This is a genomic window from Citricoccus sp. GCM10030269 (genome assembly GCF_042665635.1).
Classification (GTDB): Bacteria; Actinomycetota; Actinomycetes; order Actinomycetales; family Micrococcaceae; genus Citricoccus.
In genome coordinates this window covers 595,815-614,654 of record NZ_JBHTCV010000002.1, presented here as the reverse complement: position 1 = coordinate 614,654, position 18,840 = coordinate 595,815, and the positions used below count along the sequence as shown (strand labels likewise).

Below are 18,840 nucleotides of genomic sequence, written 5' to 3'. Positions count from 1 at the left end.
CCCACTGGACGGTGTATCAGGATGTATCAGGATCCACCGACGTGACGTACATCACACCCCGGCTTCGCGAAAGTCTTTCCCAGGCAGGTCATTGCTCCTAGACGCTTTCCACCCCGCGAAAGCCCGCCCCGCCAACGTTGGTCCCACCGACACAAAAACCCCGGGCGTACCGAAGTACACCCGGGGTTCTCTCGTGGTCAGAGGAGCGTGCGATTCGTCAGGCGTCGACCGCCTCCGGTGACCGACCCTCTCCCATTCCGGCACGGGCCGGATGGCCGTTGGTCGGCCGTCCCTCATCATCCAACGGGAAGTGGCACGCGACCATCCCGCCGCCGTCGCAGGGCTCCAGGAGGGGCTCCTTGGTCGCGCAGACCTCCTGAGCGAACGGGCACCTGGTGCGGAAACGGCATCCCGACGGCGGATCCAAGGGGCTCGGCACGTCTCCCGGGAGCGTGATCGGCCGCTTGGTCACACCCGTGTCCGGGTCCAGTCCGGGGACGGAGTCCAACAGGGCTCGGGTGTACGGATGACGCGGGGTCTCGTACAGCCGGTCCGAGGGAGCGATCTCCGCCAGCTGCCCGAGGTAGAGCACACCCACCCGGTCGCTGACCTGCTTGACGGTGGCCAGATCGTGGGCGATGAAGAGATAGGACAGCCCCAGCTCGACCCGGAGCTTCTCGAAGAGGTTGATCACCTGGGCCTGGATGAGCACATCCAGGGAGGAGATCGCCTCATCACAGATGATCACGGCCGGATCCAAGGCGATCGCCCGTGCGATGGCGACTCGCTGCGCCTGGCCGCCGGAGAGCTCCATCGGCCGTCGCCTCATGTAGGCGTCCGGATCCAACCCCACCAGTTCCAGCAACTCGCGGACCTTGGCTCGGCGTTCCGCCCGGCTCAGGTTCCGGTGGCTGTCCAGGGGTTCCGCGACCACATCCTCGATGCGCCACCGCGGGTTCAAGGAGCTGAACGGATCCTGATACACCATCTGGAAGTTCGCCCAGACCTTCTTGAGGTCCTTGCGATGCAGGTCTGTCAGGTCCTGGTCCCGGAAGATCACCGAGCCCGACTTGGGCCGGTCCACTTGGATAATCGCGCGGGCCAGGGTGCTCTTGCCGGATCCGGTCTCGCCGACGATGCCCAGGGTCTCCCCCGGCATCAGGTCGAAGGAGATATCGGATACGGCGTGCACCACGCCTTCCTTGACCCCGCCGGGACCTCGACTCTCGAACTCCTGAACGATGTTCCGGACGGAGAGCATCGGCTCCTGCTCCGGCTGCGCCGCGCCACCCTGAGTCTGCGGCCGATGGCCCAGCCCGGTTTCCGCGTCGTCCACTGTTTGCGCGTTGGAACTCATGGCGTCGACTCCTCTCCTGTTGCCGGCGTTCCCGTCGTCTCCGCGGAGGTTGTCGGCGGACGCTCACCGGGTAATGCGTCGACATCGGCGGCCACGGCGGCCGCTTCGCCGGGCACGGTCCCGGCCTTCTCCGGAATCGGAGCCAGGGCCCCGTCTACCGGATGCCAACAGGCATACCAATGAGCCGGCTCATGCTCTTCCAGGAGCGGAGCGGTCGCACATTGGTCGGTGGAACGAATACACCGTGGCTTGAAGGGGCAGCCCTCGATCCGTTGACTGGGGTCCGGCGGATGACCGCTGATGACCGTCAGTGGAGCGTGGGACGGCCGCGTCACCTGCGGGATCGCCTCCAACAGCGCCCGGGTGTACGGCATCCGGACGTTGCTGAACAACTCTGAGGTGGCGGCCTGTTCGACCACCTTGCCGGCGTACATCACCAAGACCTCGTCCGCGTAGCTGGCCGCGAGCCCGAGGTCGTGGCTGATCATGATGACAGCGGTTCCCAGGCGTTCGCGCAGATCCACCAGCAGTTCCATGATCTGGGCCTGCGTGGTCACATCCAAGGCGGTGGTCGCCTCATCCGCGATCAGCACCTTGGGATCGGACGCCAGGGCGATGGCGATCATCACGCGCTGGCGCATGCCACCGGAGAGCTGGTGCGGGAACTGGTGGAACCGCTTCTCCGGGGCGGGCAGGCGAACCAGTTTCAGCAACTCGATCGCGCGTTCCGCGGCGTCCTTGCGGTTCACCGGCCGGTGGGTGCGAACGGATTCCACGATCTGGGCGCCAACGGACATGGTCGGGTTCAGTGACCGAGCCGGGTCCTGGAAGATCATGGAGATCTCCTGGCCGCGCACCATGCGCATCTTCTTGTCGCTGAGTCCGACCAGTTCCTTGCCCTCGAGGTCGGCCGAACCGGAGATCTTGGCACTGGGCGGGAGCAGTCCCATCAGCGCGCGAACGGTGACGGACTTTCCCGAACCGGATTCACCGATGATGGCGAGCATCTTGCCGGGCTTGGCGTCGAAGGAGACGCCCTTGGCAGCCCGGATCCGCTTACCTGCGCGGGTAAACGTCACCCTCAGGTCCCGGACCTTCAGTACTGGTTTCTCGCCCGGCCCGTCGCTGGTCTGGGGTTCGGGGGTCGCGGTCATGGTCGTACTCATCGTCCACTCATCTCGTCGCGGATGTTCTCACCCAGCAGGTTGAAGGACAGGACCGTGGCCAGAAGCGCCAGGCTGGGCCACAGCACCAACAAGGGCGTGGCCGACATGGACTGCTGGCCCTCGAAGATCATGTTGCCCCAGCTGGGAGCCGGTGGCGGGATGCCCAGACCCAGGAAGCTGAGCGCACCTTCGGTCACGATCACGATGCCCATACCCAACATGGCGAAGTTCAGCATCTGCGGGGTGATGTTCGGGGCCACGTGGCGCAGCAGGATCTTCCACGCTGGACTGCCACTGAGTTCAGCCGCCTGCAGGAAGGGCATGGTCATGACGCGCAAGGTGGCCGAGCGGGAGACACGAGCGACCGCGGGGATGCTGAAAGCGGTCAAAGCCAGGATCGTGTTGGGAATGCTCGGGCCCAGCGCCTGGGCGATCGCGATCGTCAGCACGAGCGACGGGAACGCGATGAACACGTCCAGCACGCGCATGATCACGTTGTCGATCCGGCCCCCGATGTATCCGGACAGCGCACCGATGCCGCCACCGATCACCAGACCGATGACGTTCACCGAAACGGCCACGATGAGCGACGACTGGCCACCGTGCAGCAATCGCGACAGGACGTCGTTGCCGTTGATGTCCGTGCCCAGTGGGTGACCGGGACTTCCCGGCGGTAGGGCACTCTCCAGGATGCTGCCTCCCACCGGAGCGGGAAGCGGAAATACCAGGGGCCCCACGAAGCAGGCCAACAGCAACAAGGCCACGAAGGCCAGCGGCAGAATCACGACCAGTCGCTGCCGGATCCTGGACCAGCGCAGATCGGAGTCGTCGTGGGTGTCGGGGAACGCGGCGACCACCGCGGAGGCATCAGTGACTGCCATAACGAATCCTTGGGTCGAGGACGGCATACATCAGGTCGACTGCGAGGTTCGCCAGCACGGCCACCGCGGCGAAGATGAACACGCACATCTGCACCACGGCCACGTCCTGGGACATGGCGCCTTCGAGCATCATCATGCCCATGCCGGGCATGGCGAAGATCTGCTCGATGATCACCGTGCCGCCGACGAGGGTGCCGATGTTCAGACCCACGATGGTCAACAGGCCGAACGATGAATTGCGGAAGGCGTGGATCCACAGCACGAGCCCGGGACGCACGCCCTTGGACCGGGCCGTGTCCACGTAGTCGGCAGAGTTCATCTGCTCGACCAGGTCACCGCGCAGGAACCGGGTATAGAACGCCGCCAGCGGAACGGCCAGCGCCAGGACAGGCAGGATGACCGATCTGAGGTTGGGTATGAGCCCGTCCTCCAACGGGACGAACCCGATGGCCGGCAGCATCTGCAGCGCGATCGAGAAGATCAGGACCAGCAGCATGGCCAGCACGAAGTTCGGCACGGCGAGCATGGTCATCGCCACCACCATGGTGCCTCGGTCGAAGAGTCCACCGGGCTTGCGGGCGGCCAGCAGCGCCGCCGGGATGGCGATCCCCAGCGAGACGACGAAAGCCAGGATGACCAGCTCCAGGGTGATCGGCGCCCGGTCGGCGAGCATGTCGCCCACCGACTGGCCGCTGACCGAGGACTGGCCCAGATCCCCGCGGAAGATGCCGAACAACCAGCCGAAATAGCGCTCGGGAGCGGGCCGGTCCAGACCCATCCGATGGCGGACGGCTTCGACCTGTTCCTCGGAGGCGTCCATACCGGCCTGGTTCCGCGCCGGGTCGCCCGGCATCATTTCCAGCAGGGTGAAGACCAGAACGCTGATGGCCAGCAGCAGCGGAATGGTCATCAACAGGCGGCGGCCGAAGAGTCTCAGCAGGGGTGATCCGCCTCCCCGGCCGGCGGACTTGGCTGCCTCCGGCCGGGTCTGCGGTTCCCGCGTTGCGGTGTCAGTCACTGCTCAACCCATACCCGGTCGTAGATCACTCCGGGGTTCACGGCCAGCGCCGGGATCGGCGTGGTCAGACCCGGACCGTGCACACCCTTGCGGACCACCTGGGCCGGAGAGAAGGCCATCCCGAACGGGCCGTAGGCCTCATCCGAGATCATCTTCGCGGCCTGCTGGTACAGCTCCGCACGCTCCTGTTCGTCCACGGTGGCTGCGGCGTCCGCCAAGAGCTTGTCCAGGTCCGTCTGCAAACCCTTCTCGAGCGCCTCGGACGCGGTGTCCGCACCTTCGGGCAACGGGGTGCCGCTGTAGGTCGAAGTCGAGCCGAAGCGCACGTCCACGCCGATGCCGGCCGCCGGATCCCACGCACCGGCGGTCTGCAACATGGATTCCCACTCACCGCTGCCGAACTTGGTGATGATGTCACCCAGCGGCTTGGAGTCGATCTTGACGTCGATGCCGGCCTCGCGCCACTGCGTCTGCAGGGCGGTGGTGACCTGGCGGGCGGTCACGATGTCCGTGGTGCCGAGTTCGACCGTCAGCCCTCCGAGCTCATCGACCAGCTCCTTGGCCTTCTCCGGATCGTATTCGCGGTACCCCTCGACCTCGGGCTCGTGGAACAGCCCGCCCGAGGCGGTGAACGACTGCGACATGTCGCCCTGACCGTTGAACAGGCCCTCGTTGATGGCCTCGAAGTCGGTGGCGTAGTAGATCGCCTCTCGCGCCTTCTTGTCATCGAACGGCGGTTTGCGGGTGTTCAACTGAATGACATAGGGCGAGGTCGGCGCCCCGAGGGTGGTGGTGAGCTGGGGATTGTTCTGCGCCTGCTTGATCAGGGTCACCGAGCTGAGGCCCTCGATGGCGTCGCCCTGGCCGGCCTGCAGCGTCTGGTACAGCACCTGGTCGCCGGCGATCGACTGGAAGGAGAGTTCATCGAGGTACGGCAGGCCGTCCTTGAAGTACTCTCCGTTCTTCTTCAGGTCCAGTCGCTCGGAGAGCTGGTTCGCCTCGACGGTGAACGGGCCCGCCGCCACCGGAGCCCGGCCGAATTCCTGGGCGCCCATCTCCTTGTACGCCGTCGGCGAGGCGATGAGGTTCAGGTTGTTGTACGGCATCGCGTTGACCAGCGCGCCATTGGGCGTGGCCAGTTGGATTTCCAGCGTGTGGTCGTCCACGGCCTGGATCGCCCCGAGATCGTTCTCGATCTTGTCCTGGTCCACGTCTTCGGGCAGCGCCGCGTAGAGATCATCGAGGAACTGCTGATCCAGGTCGGGCATCTCCACGTCCTGGGCCAGATCCAGCTGCGGCGCTCCGGTACTGCCGGAGTTCAGGTTGCGAATCCAGTTCCAGAGCACGGCCTGGGCGTCCATCGGCGTGCCGTCGGTGAACGTGATCCCCTCACGGAGCTTCACGGTCAAGGTCAGTCCGTCGTCGGAGAACTCGTAGCTCTCCGCTTGGTTCGGGACGATTTCGGCGTTCTCCCCGTTCTCGTCGGCCTCCAGATTGAACAGACCGCCGAAGATGGCGGAGTTCAGCGACTGGTTGGCGCCGATCGAATTGCTCGTGGCCGGGTCCAATCCGGTGTCCCAGCCCCCGGAGTATCCGGCGTCCAGCAGGACAGTCAGTTCGCCACCGGCCTGGGGTTCTCCGACGTCGGACGGTTCACCGTTGCCCGCGCCGTTCGTTCCGGCGTCACCGCCGCCACAGCCGGCGAGGGCGAGGCTCAGGCTGGCGACCAGAGCCACGGTGCCGAGAAGACCACGGCGTGGCCTCTTCTGGCGTGGATTCAAATTCATAACGACTCCCCACAGTGGTGGATAGCGAGACGGGTTGATGTGAGTTGTGGCACATCCGACGGCTAGAAGTCTGGCCTAGACCATCGGGCGGTCCCACGCGGTTTCCGCCGGATGAAAGTCAGTCGGCGGTTCGTCGGTTGTGCTCTTCCGGAGCACCCAGGGCTTCCTCCGGGCATGCCGAGCCGCCCTCTCCCGGCACGGCGGGAGAGGGCCGCTCACCACGGACGAAGCAGTGCTTCGAAAGTCGCCGTCGCGGTCGACGCGGCAGCGATTGACTCTCGGCTTACTCCCGGCCGAGCCAGCGCAGTGCATTGCGAGAGCTGATGCTCTCCCATTCCTCAGGGGGCAGATCCATCGACTTCAGCGTCTTGGCGATCGGCTCCTCTCGCAGCATCGCCGGGAAGTCGGAGCCGACGAGCAGTCGGTCGGCGCCGAGGAGGTCGATGAGATAGCGGATCGTGCGGTGGTCGAAGACCATCGAGTCGTAGTAGAACCGGCGCGCCATCTCCAGGGGTGACGGGCCGTCGTCGGGCATCACGGCCCGTTCCGGATTCACCGGTTCCTCATTCCAGGAACCGCCCCAGAAGTAGTTGGCCCGGGGCAGCATCATTGCGAAACCGCCGGCAGCGTGGCTGAAGGAGATCCGCAGGTCCGGGCAGGCGGCGGCCGTGCCGCCCAACGCCATCGAACCGGCGGCGAAGATGCCCTCCACGCCCACCACATAGGTGCCCATGGCGGACATCGGCAACCGGGACATGGGCGAGGGCATGGCGTGCACGAAGACGGACACCCCGAGCCTCTCGGCTTCCTTGAAGAAGTCCAGGAACTTCTCGTCACCGATCGAGTCACCCAGGATGTTCGAGGCGATCTCGACGCCGGCCAGCCCGGCGTCCTTGATGGCGGACAGTTCGGCCGTCGCGGCGTCCGGGTCCTGGAGCGGGACCATGCCGAGGCCGGTCAGTCGGTCGGGAGCGTGTTCGCACAACTGCGCCGTGAAGTGATTCACGTGCTGGGCCAGGGCCAGTCCGTCCGCCGCCGGCAGGTCGTACTTCAGCAACGGCGGCATGGGGCTGACCACCTCCATGTCCACTCCCGAGGCATCCTGCTCCTCGATCCGCCGTTCGGCGGCGAAGAAGGCGTCCTTGGCCTGGAAGCGCATCTGTCCGAAGACCAGGGTGCGGTCCGTCGATCCGGAGACGGCCTCCATCGAGGGGAAACACTCCGGTGCGTCTGCGGGATAGTCGTCGGGCAGGATGTGCGCGTGGGCGTCAATGATCATGGTGCACGTACTTTCTGTTGCTGTGTGCCGCTCAGGCGGTGCGGTCGAGGTGGGGCTGGACGGTGACGTGGATGGCGGATTTGTCCTCGCCGGCTCCGGCCAGCGTGTCGATGGCTTCGCCGACTTGGTCCAGGCCGAAGGTGTGCGTGTGCAACAGTTCCAGCGGGAACCGTCCGGACTCGAGCAGCGCGATCGCCTTCTTGTTGGCGGCGGCATCGACGCCGAAGGCGCCCCGGACGGTCAGACCACGGTTGATCAGCAGATCCGTGCTGACCGGAATCTCCCGGCCGCCCTTCAGCCCCGCCAGCACCACTCGCCCACCGTGCCGGACGACCTTGAGGGCGTCGGTCACCGGACCGGCCGCCATGGGGGTCAGGTCCAGCGAGACGTCGGCCATGCGTCCATCGGTCAGCTCGGCGACGACGTCGACGATGTCCTGGCCGTTCGGCCCGTCCACCACGACGGTGTGATCCGCTCCGAGCTGCTCGGCCACGGACAGTTTGTGGCGGTCGCTCTCCAACCCGGTGATGATGACCTTGCTGGCCCCGGCGGCCTTCGCCGCGATGAGGGCTCCCAGTCCGCGCTGACCCGCGCCGAGAATGACCAAGGTGTCGCCCATGCCGACTTCACCGAGGTCCACGGCCCAGCGGACGCCCGCCCCCAGTGGGTTGTACATGGCCGCGATGTCGATCGGCAGAGACTTGTCGATTTTGTGCATCACGGCGTTCGGGGCCAGGTACAGGTACTCGGCGAAGCCTCCGTACAGGGACGGCTCCACGTCCAACGGCGTCACGCCGTGGCCGTTCTGCTTGTTGCGGCACGCCTGGTACCGACCGACGAGGCAGTCCTCACACGAACGGCACGGAACGATGACCTCCAGGGCCACCCGATCCCCGACCTGGACACCCCAACGTTCCGCGGCGCGCTCGCCCAGTTCCTCGATGATGCCCAGTGGTTCATGGCCGGGAATGAACGGATCGGCGCTGCGGCCATGCAGATGGCCGCGGTAGATCTCCACATCCGAACCGCAGATGCCGTTGGCCTCCACGCGCAGCAGTCCGTCGTCCGGTCCGATGGTCGGGCGCGGGAACTCGCGGACCTCCATCGTGCTGGGTCCGGTCTGGACCGCCGCCCGGACGGTGTCGGGCAGGTTCTCGTGCAAACGTTCTGGCATGGTGGGCACCTCTCGGTCTGGTCCGTCAGGTTCCTCGGATGAGTCCTGACGAGGGTCGCGCTGGTGGGACCCGTGGGATGGGGTGGGGATGGGCCGGATCACTCGGTCCGGTCGCTCCGGTCGGTGCGACCGGTCACGTGCTTATCGCGCCACGGAGGTGACCGGCGGCCCGCCGGGGCCGCGGCCGAAGGGGCCGCCGTCGACGGCCAGGGTCTGACCCGTGATCCACCGGGCCTCGTCACTGAGCAAGAAGGCCGCAGCGTGAGCGATGTCCCACGCGCTGCCCTCCTTCTTCAGCGTGGTGCTCTCCCGGCGCGACTCCCGGAACTTCTCGTCCATGTTCGCGGCCGCGAAGGAACCCCAGATGGCGCCGACTTCGATGCAGTTGACCCGGATACCCTGAGGCCCGAGCGTCGTGGCCGCGCCTTCACTGAAGTTCTCGAGGCCGGCCTTCGCCACGCAATAGGGCATTCCCGGGCCCCGGGCGCGCACGCCCACGGAGGAGATGTTGAGGATGGCACTGCCGCTGGGCATCTGCGGCACCGCGTGGCGCGTCACGGACCAGGCGGACTTCAGATTGATGTCCAGCAACTCTTCGAACCGTTCGGGCGTGATCTCGAAGATGCCGGCACGGTCCCCGCTGGCGACATTGTTCACCAGGGTGTCCAGTCCACCCAGCAGCTGAACCGCCTCGGCGATCGCCTGTTCACAGGCAGAGTCGCTGGTGACGTCAGCCGTCAGGGGGTAGGCCTGGCCTCCGTCAGCGGCAATGCGGTCGACGGTCCGCTGCGCGGCTTCCGGGCTGCGGTCCAGGACCACCACGGAGGCACCGCGGGCGGCCAGCAGCCGGGCAATGCCGTACCCGACGCCGGGCAGGTCCCCGTTCTGCCCGGCGCCGGTGATCAGGGCTCGTCGTCCGGCCATCCGCGCCGTCCCCTGTTCGGCCAGCGGATCCTCCAGCGGCGTCTCTACCAATCGGCTCTCGAAAGCGGAGCTGCTCATCTAGCGTCCTCACCTGTTGTTGCGGTGGCGGCACCGACGGGTGCGGCCGAATCGGAACCCGACGTGGAAGCGCCGACGGCGCGCACGGGAATGGACTGCCCGGACCAGTCGGCGAAGTACCGCACCACCATCGAGATGCCAGCGGTACGAGATCCGGCCACGGCCACGATCATCGACGCGGGGTCAGCAATGGTGCGTTGGAATTCTTCGGGGTTCGCGTTGTCTCCGGGGAAGCGGACTCCGCCTTCATTGGCCCGGTCCTTGCCGACCCGGGCCAGTTGAGCCGTCGTGCGCCCCGACTGCTCGGTGAGCCAAGCGGCCACATCCGAGCGAGACCATCCGGCACGGGCCAGCAGGTTGGCGTGTTCCGGACACAGCACCACTCCGGCCATCGCGTGCTTGAAGATCCAGGGGCCCGAGCGGCCGATGGTGTCCGCGAAGTCGGCCAGCAGCTGTTCCGGGTCGGAGGTGTGCCGGTTGTCCACGAACTCACTGGTGCGCAGCAGGGTGGAGGTCACGGCGTTGCCACTGACCCCGAGGTCTTCGGCCAGAGGCGCCCACGGGCTCTCCTCCTCGTTCTCGGCGAGGCAGATCGACCAGCGTCCCGGCAACCCCTGAGTCGCCTGCTCCAGCTCGTGAGGGCGGATCCCATAGGCGTTGCGCACCGTCAGCCCGATCGCCCGGGCCACGGTGGCGTTGGGCCGGAAACCGGGACCGAACACACCGCCGGTGCTGTTGAAGCCGAGTTCCTGTCGGATCGGGCCGTTGACGATGATCAACGGAGCCGGCCCGCTCGTGGACTGCCAGCCACCTCCGCCGGTGGTCCGTTCCAGCGTCAGCGCCTCCCACGCGGCTAGCACCACGGGAAAGTACTCGGGCTTGCAGCCGGCCATGGCGGCGTTGATCGCCAACAGTTCCACCGTCACCTGACGGTCCACCTGCTTCAAGTGGCTGAGGACCTCATCGGCCGGACGTCCGCCGGCGGCCAGGAAGCGCTCGAGCAACTCCTGCGTGGCCGGAACCACGGGCAATCCGTCCGTCCAGCCCTGCTCATAGGCATACTCGATGGCTGCCTGAGCGGCCGCCGGATCCAACTGATCTGCCGGTGTTGCGCTCAAGCCGTTCCCTCCTGCCCCGAGGAGGCCGTCAGCGTACTGACAATCTCCGGCAACAGCTGGCGGGCCCGTTCCCGGACCTGGTCCTCGGCCAACACGGCCATCGGGTGTTCGGTCCGGATCCATTCGTAGTCCGGGGCGCCCTGAACGCCGGCCATCGTTCGCCCGGTGACGTCGAAGGCGTCGGTCAGCACGACGGCGGCCGGCAGCCCGGCTCGCTCGAAGTTGATCCCATCCGCGACGGCGGCCGCGCTGCAGGACCCGCAGTCCCCGACGCCGGTGATCACGACGTCACAGGCCTCGCGGTAGCGCGAGACGATCTCGTCGTCGACCGGGACGGAGAAGTTCCGCTTGGTCTCGACCAGCGTGACCTCGGCGGCACCGTGCTCCTCGACCAGGAGTCGGCCCACGGTCTGCAGCAGCAGCATGGCGTTGTGTTTGGTGTTGTCGAGCAGCCCGATCCGGGCGCCGGCCAGTGAGTCGGGGCGTGCCACCAGCCCGGGGGCTGGCTGGCCCTGGGCACCGGCGGTGTCCCCGGACTGCACGCGCAGGCCCGTGGGGTCAAGGATCGTCTGGGTCATGTCCGCTCTCCTACTGTTCGTGGACGATGATGCCGCGCACGTTCCTGCCGGCCAGCAGGTCCTCGTAGGCGGTGTTCACTTCGTCCAGGGTGTATTTGCGGGTGATGAGTTCGTCCAGCTTCAGGTCCCCGGCGCGGTACAAGCCCAGCAGCTTGGGGATGTCATACAGCGGATTGCAGTCCCCGAACAGGGCGCCGCGGATCTGCCGCTGGTAACTGATCAGCATGCCGGCATGGATGGTGACGGCCTGCTCGGTGAGGTGTCCGACCGAGGTGATGGTCAGCTTTCCGCCCTTGCCGGTCATGGCGATGCCGGCGTTGGCCATCTCCTCGGTGACGGCGTCCGCGGTGATGATCACCTTGTCCGCCAACTGCCCCCACGTGGTCTCGACCACGAAGTCGTGGGCCTCCTGCGCCGTGGCGAACGCATGGGTGGCACCGAACACCTCGACGGCCGACTCCCGCTTGAACTGCACCGGGTCCACGACCACGACGTTCTTGGCACCGGCGTACCGGGCGCCCTGCACGGCGTTGGAGCCGACACCGCCGGCACCGAAGATGACGACGGTATCCCCGGCGCGGACCTCGGCCGCGTAGACCGCTGAGCCCCAGCCGGTGGGAACTCCGCAGCCCACGAGGGCGCCGATCTCGAAGGGGATGTCATCCGGCAGGGGAACCGCGGCGTACTCGGAAAGCACGGTGTATTGGGAGAAGGTGCCCAGAGTGCAGAAGCCGCCGACGTCCTCGCCGCCCTGATGAAAGCGGAAGGATCCGTCCAGGAACATGCCCGTCCCGGCGTTGAGACCTTTCACGCACATGTTCTGGTGACCGGTGGAACACGGACGGCACGCACCGCACGCCGGGATGTAGGCGCAGACGACTCGGTCGCCCGGCTTCACCCGGGTGACGCTCGGGCCCACGGATTCCACCACGCCGGCGCCTTCGTGCCCGCCGACGATGGGAAACCGGACCGGGGCGTCGCCGGCGGTGATGTGATGGTCCGAATGGCACAGACCGGCCGCGTGGAGCTTGACCCGGACCTCGTGCTCCTGCGGCGGGTCCAACTGCAGGTCCGTGACCTGCCAGCCGTCATGGGGTCCTCGGGCTACGGCTGCACGCGTGGTGATGGTTGCCATGGTGTTGGTGTTCCTTTCAGTTGCCCGGACGCGTGGCGCCACGCATCGAGATGGTCTTGACCTGGGTCCAGTTCTGGACCGCGTCAGCGCCCATGGTCCGGCCGAAGCCGCTGCTCTTGTATCCGCCGAAGGGTCCACCGATCACACCGGCGCCCAGGGCGTTGTTCACTCCGACCTGTCCGGCCTCCAGGGCCCGGGACATCCGCACGGCGGTGCCCACGTCCTCCGTCCAGACTGAGGCGACGAGGCCGTAGTCCACTCCATTGGCGACCGCGACGGCCTCTTCCTCGTTGTCCACGGGAATGACCGAGAGCACCGGGCCGAAGATCTCCTCCTGGGCGATCTTCATGTCCGGCTTGACGTTGTCGAACAGAGTGGGATTCACGAAGAAGCCGTCACCGAAGGCCTCGCCGGACGGAACACCCCCACCGAGCACCAGGTCGGCGCCGCCGGACTTGCCGGCTTCGATGTAGCCCATGACGCGCTCGTGCTGGCGGCCATTGATCAGCGGACCCATATTCACCTGCTGGTGCCAGGGGCCGACGGTGACCTTCTGCATGGCCTCGGCCAGGCGCTCCACCATTTCCTGGTGGACGCTGCGGTGCACGACCACGCGGGAACCGGCTGCACAGATCTGACCCGTGTTCATGGTGATGCCCGCGGCGATCGCGGGGGCGGCCGCGGACAGATTGGCGTCCGGGAAGACCACCTGCGGCGACTTGCCGCCCAGTTCAAGGTGCAGCGGGATGAGGTTCCGGGCACACGCCTCCATGACGATGGAGCCGGTGGCCGGGGAGCCCGTGAAGCCGACCCGACGGATACCCGGGTGGCTCGGAATGGCAGCGCCGGCCTCGGAACCGTAGCCGGTCACCACGTTGACCACGCCGGCGGGAATGCCCGCGTCCATGGCCAGCTTGGCCAGGGCCAACGGCGCCAACGGCGCGTCCTCCGCCGGCTTGATCACGATGGTGTTGCCGGCGGCGATGGATGCGGCCACCTCATTGGTGAACATCGGACCGGGAGCATTCCACGGGATGATGGCACCGACGACGCCGAACGGCTCGCGCACGGTGAAGCCCATGACGTCCGGCGAATAGGTGGGCAGGGAGACCCCGTGCACCTTGTCCGCCTGTCCGGCGATGAACCGGAGCATGCCCGGCACCGGAGAGGGGCCCCAGTGGGGGCGGCCCACATCGCGGGACTCCAGCTGGTCCAGGACCTCTGCGTTCTCCTCGACCAGAGTGGCCCAGCGGTACAGCAGGCTGGCCCGGGCGGTGGCGTTGAGATCACGCCACGCCGGCAAGGCCTGTTCGGCCGCCTTGACGGCCGCGTCCACGTCGTCCGCGGTACCGCGGGGGATGCGCGCGAGCAGTTGCCGGTTGGCGGGGTTGATGACCTCGATGGTCTCGCCACTGGCCGCGGGAACCCACTCTCCGCCGATCAGCTGGACGTTGTCTTGGAGCAGCGGGGTGTCGAGTTCTGCCTGGGGATCGATGACTGCAGTCATGAGTGTCTCTCTTCCGTCTCTCGCGCTGGCTTAGTGCTCGATGTTGATGATGCCGCGGATGTTTTTGCCGTCGAGCATGTCCTGGTAGCCCTCGTTGACTTGATCCAGGGTGTAGCGGTTGGTGATGAGCTCGTCGAGCTTGAGCTTGCCGTTCAGGTACATGCTGGCCAGCCGGGGCACGTCGTGCAGCGGGTTGCAGGCGCCGAAGATCGCGCCCTGGATCCGCCGCTGGAAACCGATCAGCATGCCCGGGTTCTCCCGGATCCAGCCGTTCCCGACGGCGGTGATGGTCACCTGTCCGGACTTGCCGACGATGTTGATGGCGTCGTGGATCACCTCGTCGTGGAGGCTGCCGACGGTGATGATGGCGTGATCGGCCAGCTCGCCCCAGGTGGCCTCGATGACGAAGTCCGTCGCGTCCTTGGCGTTGTCGAAGACGTGGGTGGCGCCGAACTCCAGCGCCTTGTCCCGTTTGAACTGCACCGGGTCCACCACGACGACGCGCTGAGCGCCGGCCATCGCGGCACCCTGGACGGCATTCATGCCGACGCCACCGGCGCCGAAGATGACGGCGGTCTGGCCGACGCGGACGCCCGCGGCGTGCACGGCCGAACCCCAGCCGGTGGGAACACCGCAACCGATCAGGCACGCCACCTCGAAGGGCAACTCCTCCGGGATCGGGATGACCGAGTACTCGGAGACGACCGTGTGCTCGGAGAACGTTCCCAGGACACACAGTCCGCCGAAGTCGACGCCATCCTGATGGAACCGGAAGGTGCCGTCAGGGAACTCGCCGGTCGCGGCATTCTTGCCGGAATCACAGAGGTTCTGGTGGCCGGTGGAGCAGTAGCGGCAGGATCCACACGCGGGGATGAAGGAGCAGACCACGTGGTCGCCGACCTTGACCCGCGTGACACCCTCGCCCACTGCGTCGATGATGCCGGCACCTTCGTGACCACCCACCACCGGCATACGCATGGGCGCATCGCCCTTCTGGATGTGGTCGTCCGAGTGGCACATTCCAGCGGCCATCATCTTGATGCGGACCTCATTGGCCTTGGGCTCATCGAGGTCGAGTTCAGTGACTTCCCAGGGCTGTCCGGGCTCGCGGCATACGACCGCACGAGTCTTCATGCTCATGGGACCCCTTTCTGGCGAATGGCACCTTGAGTCAGGCACCGGTGGTGGGATGGGCGCATCACCGGTTGTCAGGACCGGATGGTGCAGCTGCCTCCACCGTGCTCGGTCCGATGAGGGGCTGCCATGGGCTTTCCATCGCACGGAAGAGATCGAGGTGATGGGGGTCACGTTGGGGGCCTGAACGCCCCGAGTGCCGGACGGTCTTCTACGGAGTGGAAACCGGCGTGCTCGCGCCCTTTTCCGAGGATTGACTACAGGGTGACCGGACCGCATCCGTCGCTTCGCACCTCGTGCCGCCGGGTCCGCACCCGGCCCCTCGTCCAGAAGATGCCTCTTGTCCAGAAGATAGAGAAGTAGGAAGAACCTTGATCAACAAATTCCGCACCGATCTCCATGAGCACCTGGACGCCGTCTGGGACGGCGCGTCGATCGCCGTCGGCGGTTTCGGCAGTTCTGGACGTCCAGACGCTCTCCTCAATGCACTCTCTGACCTGGGCAAGAAGGACCTCCACCTGTACGTGAACAACGTGGGGGACGACTTCACCGGAATCGGGCGGCTCGTCATGGAGGGCAGGGTTCGCCGGATCACCGGATCGTTCCCGGTGCTGCCGGAGTTCTATGACGAGTACTTCGCCGGCCGAGTAGAGCTGGAGCTCATTCCACAGGGCACGCTCGCCGAGAGAATGCGGGCGGGCGGGGCCGGGATCGCAGCCTTCTTCACGCCGTCCGGCGCCGGAACCATGCTGTCGGACGGAACGTTCCCCGCCTCGTATTCGAACGGGGAGCCGGACGTCATGCTGCCCGCCAAGGAAGAGCGCTACTTCGACGGCCGTGCCCATGTCCTCGAGTACGGCATCCGTGCCGATTTCGGACTGGTCAAGGCGAAGCGGGCCGACCCCAAGGGCAACGTCCGATTCAACCGTTCCGCCCAGAACTTCAATCCTCTCGCCGCGATGTCCGGCCGGACGACCTTTGTGGAGGTCGAGCAGTTGGTGGACACCGGCGTCCTGGACCCCGACGACATCCACGTGCCCGGCGTTTTCGTCGACCACGTGGTCATGACCGCTGACCCCGTCCCAGCCGACCTGCCACGGCGGGCCGCCTCGACTCAGAAGGGCTGACCATGTCTACGACCAACACCGAAACCGTCACGACGGACGCGCCGCGCATCACCGGCCGCAGCCGGAACGAGATCGCCCAGCGTCTGGCTGCAGATCTGGTGGACGGCTACACCGTCAATCTGGGCGTGGGCATCCCGCTGGCCGTGCCGCAGTTCATCCCCGACGATCTCGAGGTCTTCCTTCATTCCGAGAACGGCATCCTCGGCTTGGGCCCGCATCCCGGGGAAGGAAACGAGGATCCCGACCTCACCAACGCCGGCAAGATCCCCGCCAGCATGATCCCGGGCGGTGCCATCGTGGACTCGGCGACCTCGTTCGCCATCATTCGTGGCGGTCATCTGGATGTGACCATCCTCGGCGCACTGCAGGTGTCCGAGTCGGGCGATCTGGCCAACTGGTACGTTCCCGGGCGCAATCCTGCCGTCGGCGGAGCCATGGACCTGGTCGCCGGCACCCCCGAGGTCTGGGTGTGCATGGAACACGTCGACCGTCAGGGCCGGTCCAAGCTGGTGCCGGAGTGCACCTTCCCGCTGACCGGCGTCGGCGTCGTCACCCGGGTCTACACCGATCTGGCGATCTTCCACATGATTGACGGCAAGCTCACCCTGGTGGAGTGCACTCCCGGCATCACTCCCGAGGATGTCCGCCAGCGCACCTCGGCCGAGTACGTCGAGGCCATTGCCGCATGAGCGTTGACGCGGCAGAGCCACAGAAGCCCCACGAGTCCGGTCCGTCCTCGTCGCCGTCTCTCCAGCAGTGGCGCGACCTGGCGGGGATCGACGTCCACGTTCACGTCCACCGCTCGGTGAAGGACGACGCCGGCCCCGTCGAGTCGGGCGAACAGATGGGCGAGTACTTCGGCATCGGCACGATGCACGGATACACCGTGCCCGAGCTGGCGGAGTACTACAGGTCCCGGAGGATGGCCGCCATCGTGTTCACCGTCGACTCGATCTCCGCGACCGGTGACGAACCCGTCCCGGGCAACCGGGAGATCGCCGAGCAGGCCGCTGAACACTCGGACGTGTTGATCCCGTTCGCCAGCATCGACCCGGCGCGCGGCGCTGCCGGCGTCCGGGAAGCCCGAATTCTGGCGCGGGACTACGGGGTGCGCGGCTTCAAATTCCACCCCGGCGTTCAGCGCTTCTTCCCTGACGACCGGATGGCCTACCCGTTGTACGAGGTCATCGAGGAGTTCGGCCTGATCGCGTTGTTCCACACTGGTCAGACCGGGGTGGGCGCTGGGTCGCGCGGTGGCGGCGGAGTGCGCCTGAAGTACTCGAACCCGCTGCCGCTGGACGACGTCGCCGGTGACTTTCCGGACATGGACATCATCATGGCCCACCCGTCCTTCCCCTGGCAGGACGAGGCGTTGTCCATCGCCCTGCACAAACCGCGGGTCTACATCGATCTGTCCGGCTGGTCGCCGAAGTACTTCCCGGCGCAACTGGTGCAGTACGCGGACACGCTGCTCAAGCACAAAGTCCTCTTCGGCACCGACTTTCCGGTGATCACGCCGGAACGCTGGTTCGAGGCCTTCGACAAGCTCCCCATCCGGGAATCCGTGCGGCCGATGATCCTCCGGGAGAACGCCGCCCGACTCCTGCAATTGCCCGGCGCGAACAACACAAAGGAAAGCTCATGAAGGAACTGACAGGACGCGTCGCCGTCGTCACCGGCGGCAGCAGCGGCATCGGCCGAGGCATCGCGCTGGCGTGTGCCCGCGCCGGCATGATCGTCTACGTCACCGGACGCAGTCCGGACCATCTCTCCGAGACCCAGTCGGAGTTCTCCGAGCGTGGACTGACGGTGGCCACTCTGCAGGTGGACGTCACGGACCTGAACGCCATGCGCCAGGCGGCAGAGCAGATCGAGGCCGAGCAGGGCCGCGTGGACCTGTTGGTGAACAACGCGGGAATCGGCCTGACCGGCCCCGTGTCCGACGCCACCGCGGCCGACTGGGACTGGTTGATCGACGTGAACATCAAGGGTGTGGGCAACGGCATCCAGGCGTTCCTTCCCGTGATCCGACGCCGCGGCGAAGGCGGGCACATCGTCAACACCTCGTCCATGGCCGGGCTGCTGCCGATCGTGGCCGGCTTGTACTCCATGTCCAAAGCCGCGATCATCGGCCTCTCCGAGGCGCTGCACATCGAGTTGTTGCCGGAGCGCATCGGAGTCTCGGCCTATTGTCCCGGCCCGACGCACTCGAACATCGCCTCCTCGGTGGCGAAGCGCCCGCGCGAGTACGGCGAATCCGGCTATACCGCGCCCGGCCCCGAGGCCACCGAATTCCAGCTCAGCCAGCCGTACATGAGCGCCGAGGAGGCCGGCGAGCGCGTCTTGGAAGGGGTGCGCCGTGGGGACATGTTCATCCTGACGCACCCGGAGTTCAAGGAGGGCGTGGTGGCCCGCCATCGCGCCATCGAGGACTCCTTCCCCGACGAACCGCTGAACCAGGAGCGCGCAGAGGCCATTCCGTTCCTGCTGTCCTCCCCGGTGTATCAGCAGGAGAACCGTCTGCCAGCACCGGTGTACACCCCGGTGCACTGAACAGACTGAGCGAATTGAGAGGGG

17 protein-coding genes are annotated in these 18,840 nt (G+C 66.5%); 4 read left to right on the top strand and 13 right to left on the bottom strand.

Features of this window, described 5'->3' with window-relative positions:
• Positions 1-217: 217 nt before the first annotated feature.
• From ACFQQD_RS05915 to ACFQQD_RS05855, 13 genes are all read right to left on the bottom strand, one after another.
• The gene (locus ACFQQD_RS05915; protein ID WP_378087213.1) at positions 218-1,357 is read right to left on the bottom strand and encodes an ABC transporter ATP-binding protein; all 1,140 of its coding nucleotides are present in this window, start codon (positions 1,355-1,357) and stop codon (positions 218-220) included.
• A complete protein-coding gene (locus tag ACFQQD_RS05910) occupies positions 1,354-2,511 on the bottom strand; it encodes an ABC transporter ATP-binding protein (RefSeq protein WP_378087211.1) in 1,158 nt (385 codons plus the stop codon). The genes ACFQQD_RS05915 and ACFQQD_RS05910 overlap by 4 nt, the downstream gene beginning before the upstream one ends.
• 8 nt (positions 2,512-2,519) lie before the next feature.
• Positions 2,520-3,404 (bottom strand): ABC transporter permease, encoded by an 885-nt coding sequence (locus tag ACFQQD_RS05905; protein WP_378087209.1) that lies wholly within the window; start codon positions 3,402-3,404, stop codon positions 2,520-2,522.
• Positions 3,391-4,422 (bottom strand): ABC transporter permease, encoded by a 1,032-nt coding sequence (locus tag ACFQQD_RS05900; RefSeq protein ID WP_378087207.1) that lies wholly within the window; start codon positions 4,420-4,422, stop codon positions 3,391-3,393. The genes ACFQQD_RS05905 and ACFQQD_RS05900 overlap by 14 nt, the downstream gene beginning before the upstream one ends.
• Positions 4,419-6,209: an ABC transporter substrate-binding protein gene (locus tag ACFQQD_RS05895; RefSeq protein WP_378087205.1), complete on the bottom strand. Its 1,791-nt coding sequence runs from the start codon at positions 6,207-6,209 to the stop codon at positions 4,419-4,421. Before ACFQQD_RS05895 ends, ACFQQD_RS05900 begins: the two co-directional genes overlap by 4 nt.
• Before the next feature lie 283 nt (positions 6,210-6,492).
• Positions 6,493-7,488 carry an amidohydrolase family protein gene (locus ACFQQD_RS05890; RefSeq protein WP_378087203.1) on the bottom strand — a complete coding sequence of 332 codons (996 nt, stop codon included), beginning with the start codon at positions 7,486-7,488 and terminating at the stop codon, positions 6,493-6,495.
• A 31-nt stretch (positions 7,489-7,519) separates the two neighbouring features.
• The gene (locus ACFQQD_RS05885; protein ID WP_378087201.1) at positions 7,520-8,662 is read right to left on the bottom strand and encodes a zinc-binding dehydrogenase; all 1,143 of its coding nucleotides are present in this window, start codon (positions 8,660-8,662) and stop codon (positions 7,520-7,522) included.
• A gap of 141 nt (positions 8,663-8,803) precedes the next feature.
• Positions 8,804-9,664, bottom strand: coding sequence for an SDR family NAD(P)-dependent oxidoreductase (locus ACFQQD_RS05880; RefSeq protein WP_378087199.1), 861 nt, complete (start codon positions 9,662-9,664; stop codon positions 8,804-8,806).
• The gene (locus ACFQQD_RS05875; RefSeq protein WP_378087197.1) at positions 9,661-10,782 is read right to left on the bottom strand and encodes a hypothetical protein; all 1,122 of its coding nucleotides are present in this window, start codon (positions 10,780-10,782) and stop codon (positions 9,661-9,663) included. Before ACFQQD_RS05875 ends, ACFQQD_RS05880 begins: the two co-directional genes overlap by 4 nt.
• The gene (locus tag ACFQQD_RS05870) at positions 10,779-11,360 is read right to left on the bottom strand and encodes a UGSC family (seleno)protein (protein ID WP_378087195.1); all 582 of its coding nucleotides are present in this window, start codon (positions 11,358-11,360) and stop codon (positions 10,779-10,781) included. Before ACFQQD_RS05870 ends, ACFQQD_RS05875 begins: the two co-directional genes overlap by 4 nt.
• A gap of 10 nt (positions 11,361-11,370) precedes the next feature.
• On the bottom strand, positions 11,371-12,495 hold the full coding sequence (locus tag ACFQQD_RS05865; RefSeq protein ID WP_378087193.1) for an NDMA-dependent alcohol dehydrogenase: 1,125 nt from the start codon (positions 12,493-12,495) through the stop codon (positions 11,371-11,373).
• Positions 12,496-12,511: 16 nt separating this feature from the next.
• Positions 12,512-14,002: an aldehyde dehydrogenase family protein gene (locus tag ACFQQD_RS05860; protein WP_378087191.1), complete on the bottom strand. Its 1,491-nt coding sequence runs from the start codon at positions 14,000-14,002 to the stop codon at positions 12,512-12,514.
• A gap of 30 nt (positions 14,003-14,032) precedes the next feature.
• Positions 14,033-15,142, bottom strand: a complete 1,110-nt coding sequence (locus ACFQQD_RS05855; protein ID WP_378087189.1) for an NDMA-dependent alcohol dehydrogenase — start codon at positions 15,140-15,142, stop codon at positions 14,033-14,035.
• A gap of 365 nt (positions 15,143-15,507) precedes the next feature.
• Between ACFQQD_RS05855 and ACFQQD_RS05850 the strand changes: the two genes are divergently transcribed.
• Genes ACFQQD_RS05850 through ACFQQD_RS05835 form a run of 4 tightly spaced genes read left to right on the top strand, consistent with a single transcriptional unit; the run spans position 15,508 to position 18,816 of the window.
• The gene (locus tag ACFQQD_RS05850) at positions 15,508-16,263 is read left to right on the top strand and encodes a CoA transferase subunit A (protein ID WP_378087187.1); all 756 of its coding nucleotides are present in this window, start codon (positions 15,508-15,510) and stop codon (positions 16,261-16,263) included.
• 2 nt (positions 16,264-16,265) lie between these two features.
• On the top strand, positions 16,266-16,952 hold the full coding sequence (locus ACFQQD_RS05845) for a 3-oxoacid CoA-transferase subunit B (protein ID WP_378087185.1): 687 nt from the start codon (positions 16,266-16,268) through the stop codon (positions 16,950-16,952).
• On the top strand, positions 16,949-17,908 hold the full coding sequence (locus ACFQQD_RS05840) for an amidohydrolase family protein (protein ID WP_378087183.1): 960 nt from the start codon (positions 16,949-16,951) through the stop codon (positions 17,906-17,908). The genes ACFQQD_RS05845 and ACFQQD_RS05840 overlap by 4 nt, the downstream gene beginning before the upstream one ends.
• Positions 17,905-18,816, top strand: a complete 912-nt coding sequence (locus tag ACFQQD_RS05835) for an SDR family oxidoreductase (RefSeq protein ID WP_378087181.1) — start codon at positions 17,905-17,907, stop codon at positions 18,814-18,816. The genes ACFQQD_RS05840 and ACFQQD_RS05835 overlap by 4 nt, the downstream gene beginning before the upstream one ends.
• Positions 18,817-18,840: the final 24 nt, after the last annotated feature.

Bases quoted from the DNA above. Each gene is read 5' to 3' on its own strand.
- ACFQQD_RS05915 (WP_378087213.1), bottom strand. From the start codon at position 1,357: ATGAGTTCCAACGCGCAAACAGTGGACGACGCGGAAACCGGGCTGGGC.
- ACFQQD_RS05910 (WP_378087211.1), bottom strand. From the start codon at position 2,511: ATGACCGCGACCCCCGAACCCCAGACCAGCGACGGGCCGGGCGAGAAA.
- ACFQQD_RS05905 (WP_378087209.1), bottom strand. From the start codon at position 3,404: ATGGCAGTCACTGATGCCTCCGCGGTGGTCGCCGCGTTCCCCGACACC.
- ACFQQD_RS05895 (WP_378087205.1), bottom strand. From the start codon at position 6,209: ATGAATTTGAATCCACGCCAGAAGAGGCCACGCCGTGGTCTTCTCGGC.
- ACFQQD_RS05890 (WP_378087203.1), bottom strand. From the start codon at position 7,488: ATGATCATTGACGCCCACGCGCACATCCTGCCCGACGACTATCCCGCA.
- ACFQQD_RS05885 (WP_378087201.1), bottom strand. From the start codon at position 8,662: ATGCCAGAACGTTTGCACGAGAACCTGCCCGACACCGTCCGGGCGGCG.
- ACFQQD_RS05880 (WP_378087199.1), bottom strand. From the start codon at position 9,664: ATGAGCAGCTCCGCTTTCGAGAGCCGATTGGTAGAGACGCCGCTGGAG.
- ACFQQD_RS05870 (WP_378087195.1), bottom strand. From the start codon at position 11,360: ATGACCCAGACGATCCTTGACCCCACGGGCCTGCGCGTGCAGTCCGGG.
- ACFQQD_RS05865 (WP_378087193.1), bottom strand. From the start codon at position 12,495: ATGGCAACCATCACCACGCGTGCAGCCGTAGCCCGAGGACCCCATGAC.
- ACFQQD_RS05860 (WP_378087191.1), bottom strand. From the start codon at position 14,002: ATGACTGCAGTCATCGATCCCCAGGCAGAACTCGACACCCCGCTGCTC.
- ACFQQD_RS05855 (WP_378087189.1), bottom strand. From the start codon at position 15,142: ATGAGCATGAAGACTCGTGCGGTCGTATGCCGCGAGCCCGGACAGCCC.
- ACFQQD_RS05845 (WP_378087185.1), top strand. From the start codon at position 16,266: ATGTCTACGACCAACACCGAAACCGTCACGACGGACGCGCCGCGCATC.
- ACFQQD_RS05840 (WP_378087183.1), top strand. From the start codon at position 16,949: ATGAGCGTTGACGCGGCAGAGCCACAGAAGCCCCACGAGTCCGGTCCG.
- ACFQQD_RS05835 (WP_378087181.1), top strand. From the start codon at position 17,905: ATGAAGGAACTGACAGGACGCGTCGCCGTCGTCACCGGCGGCAGCAGC.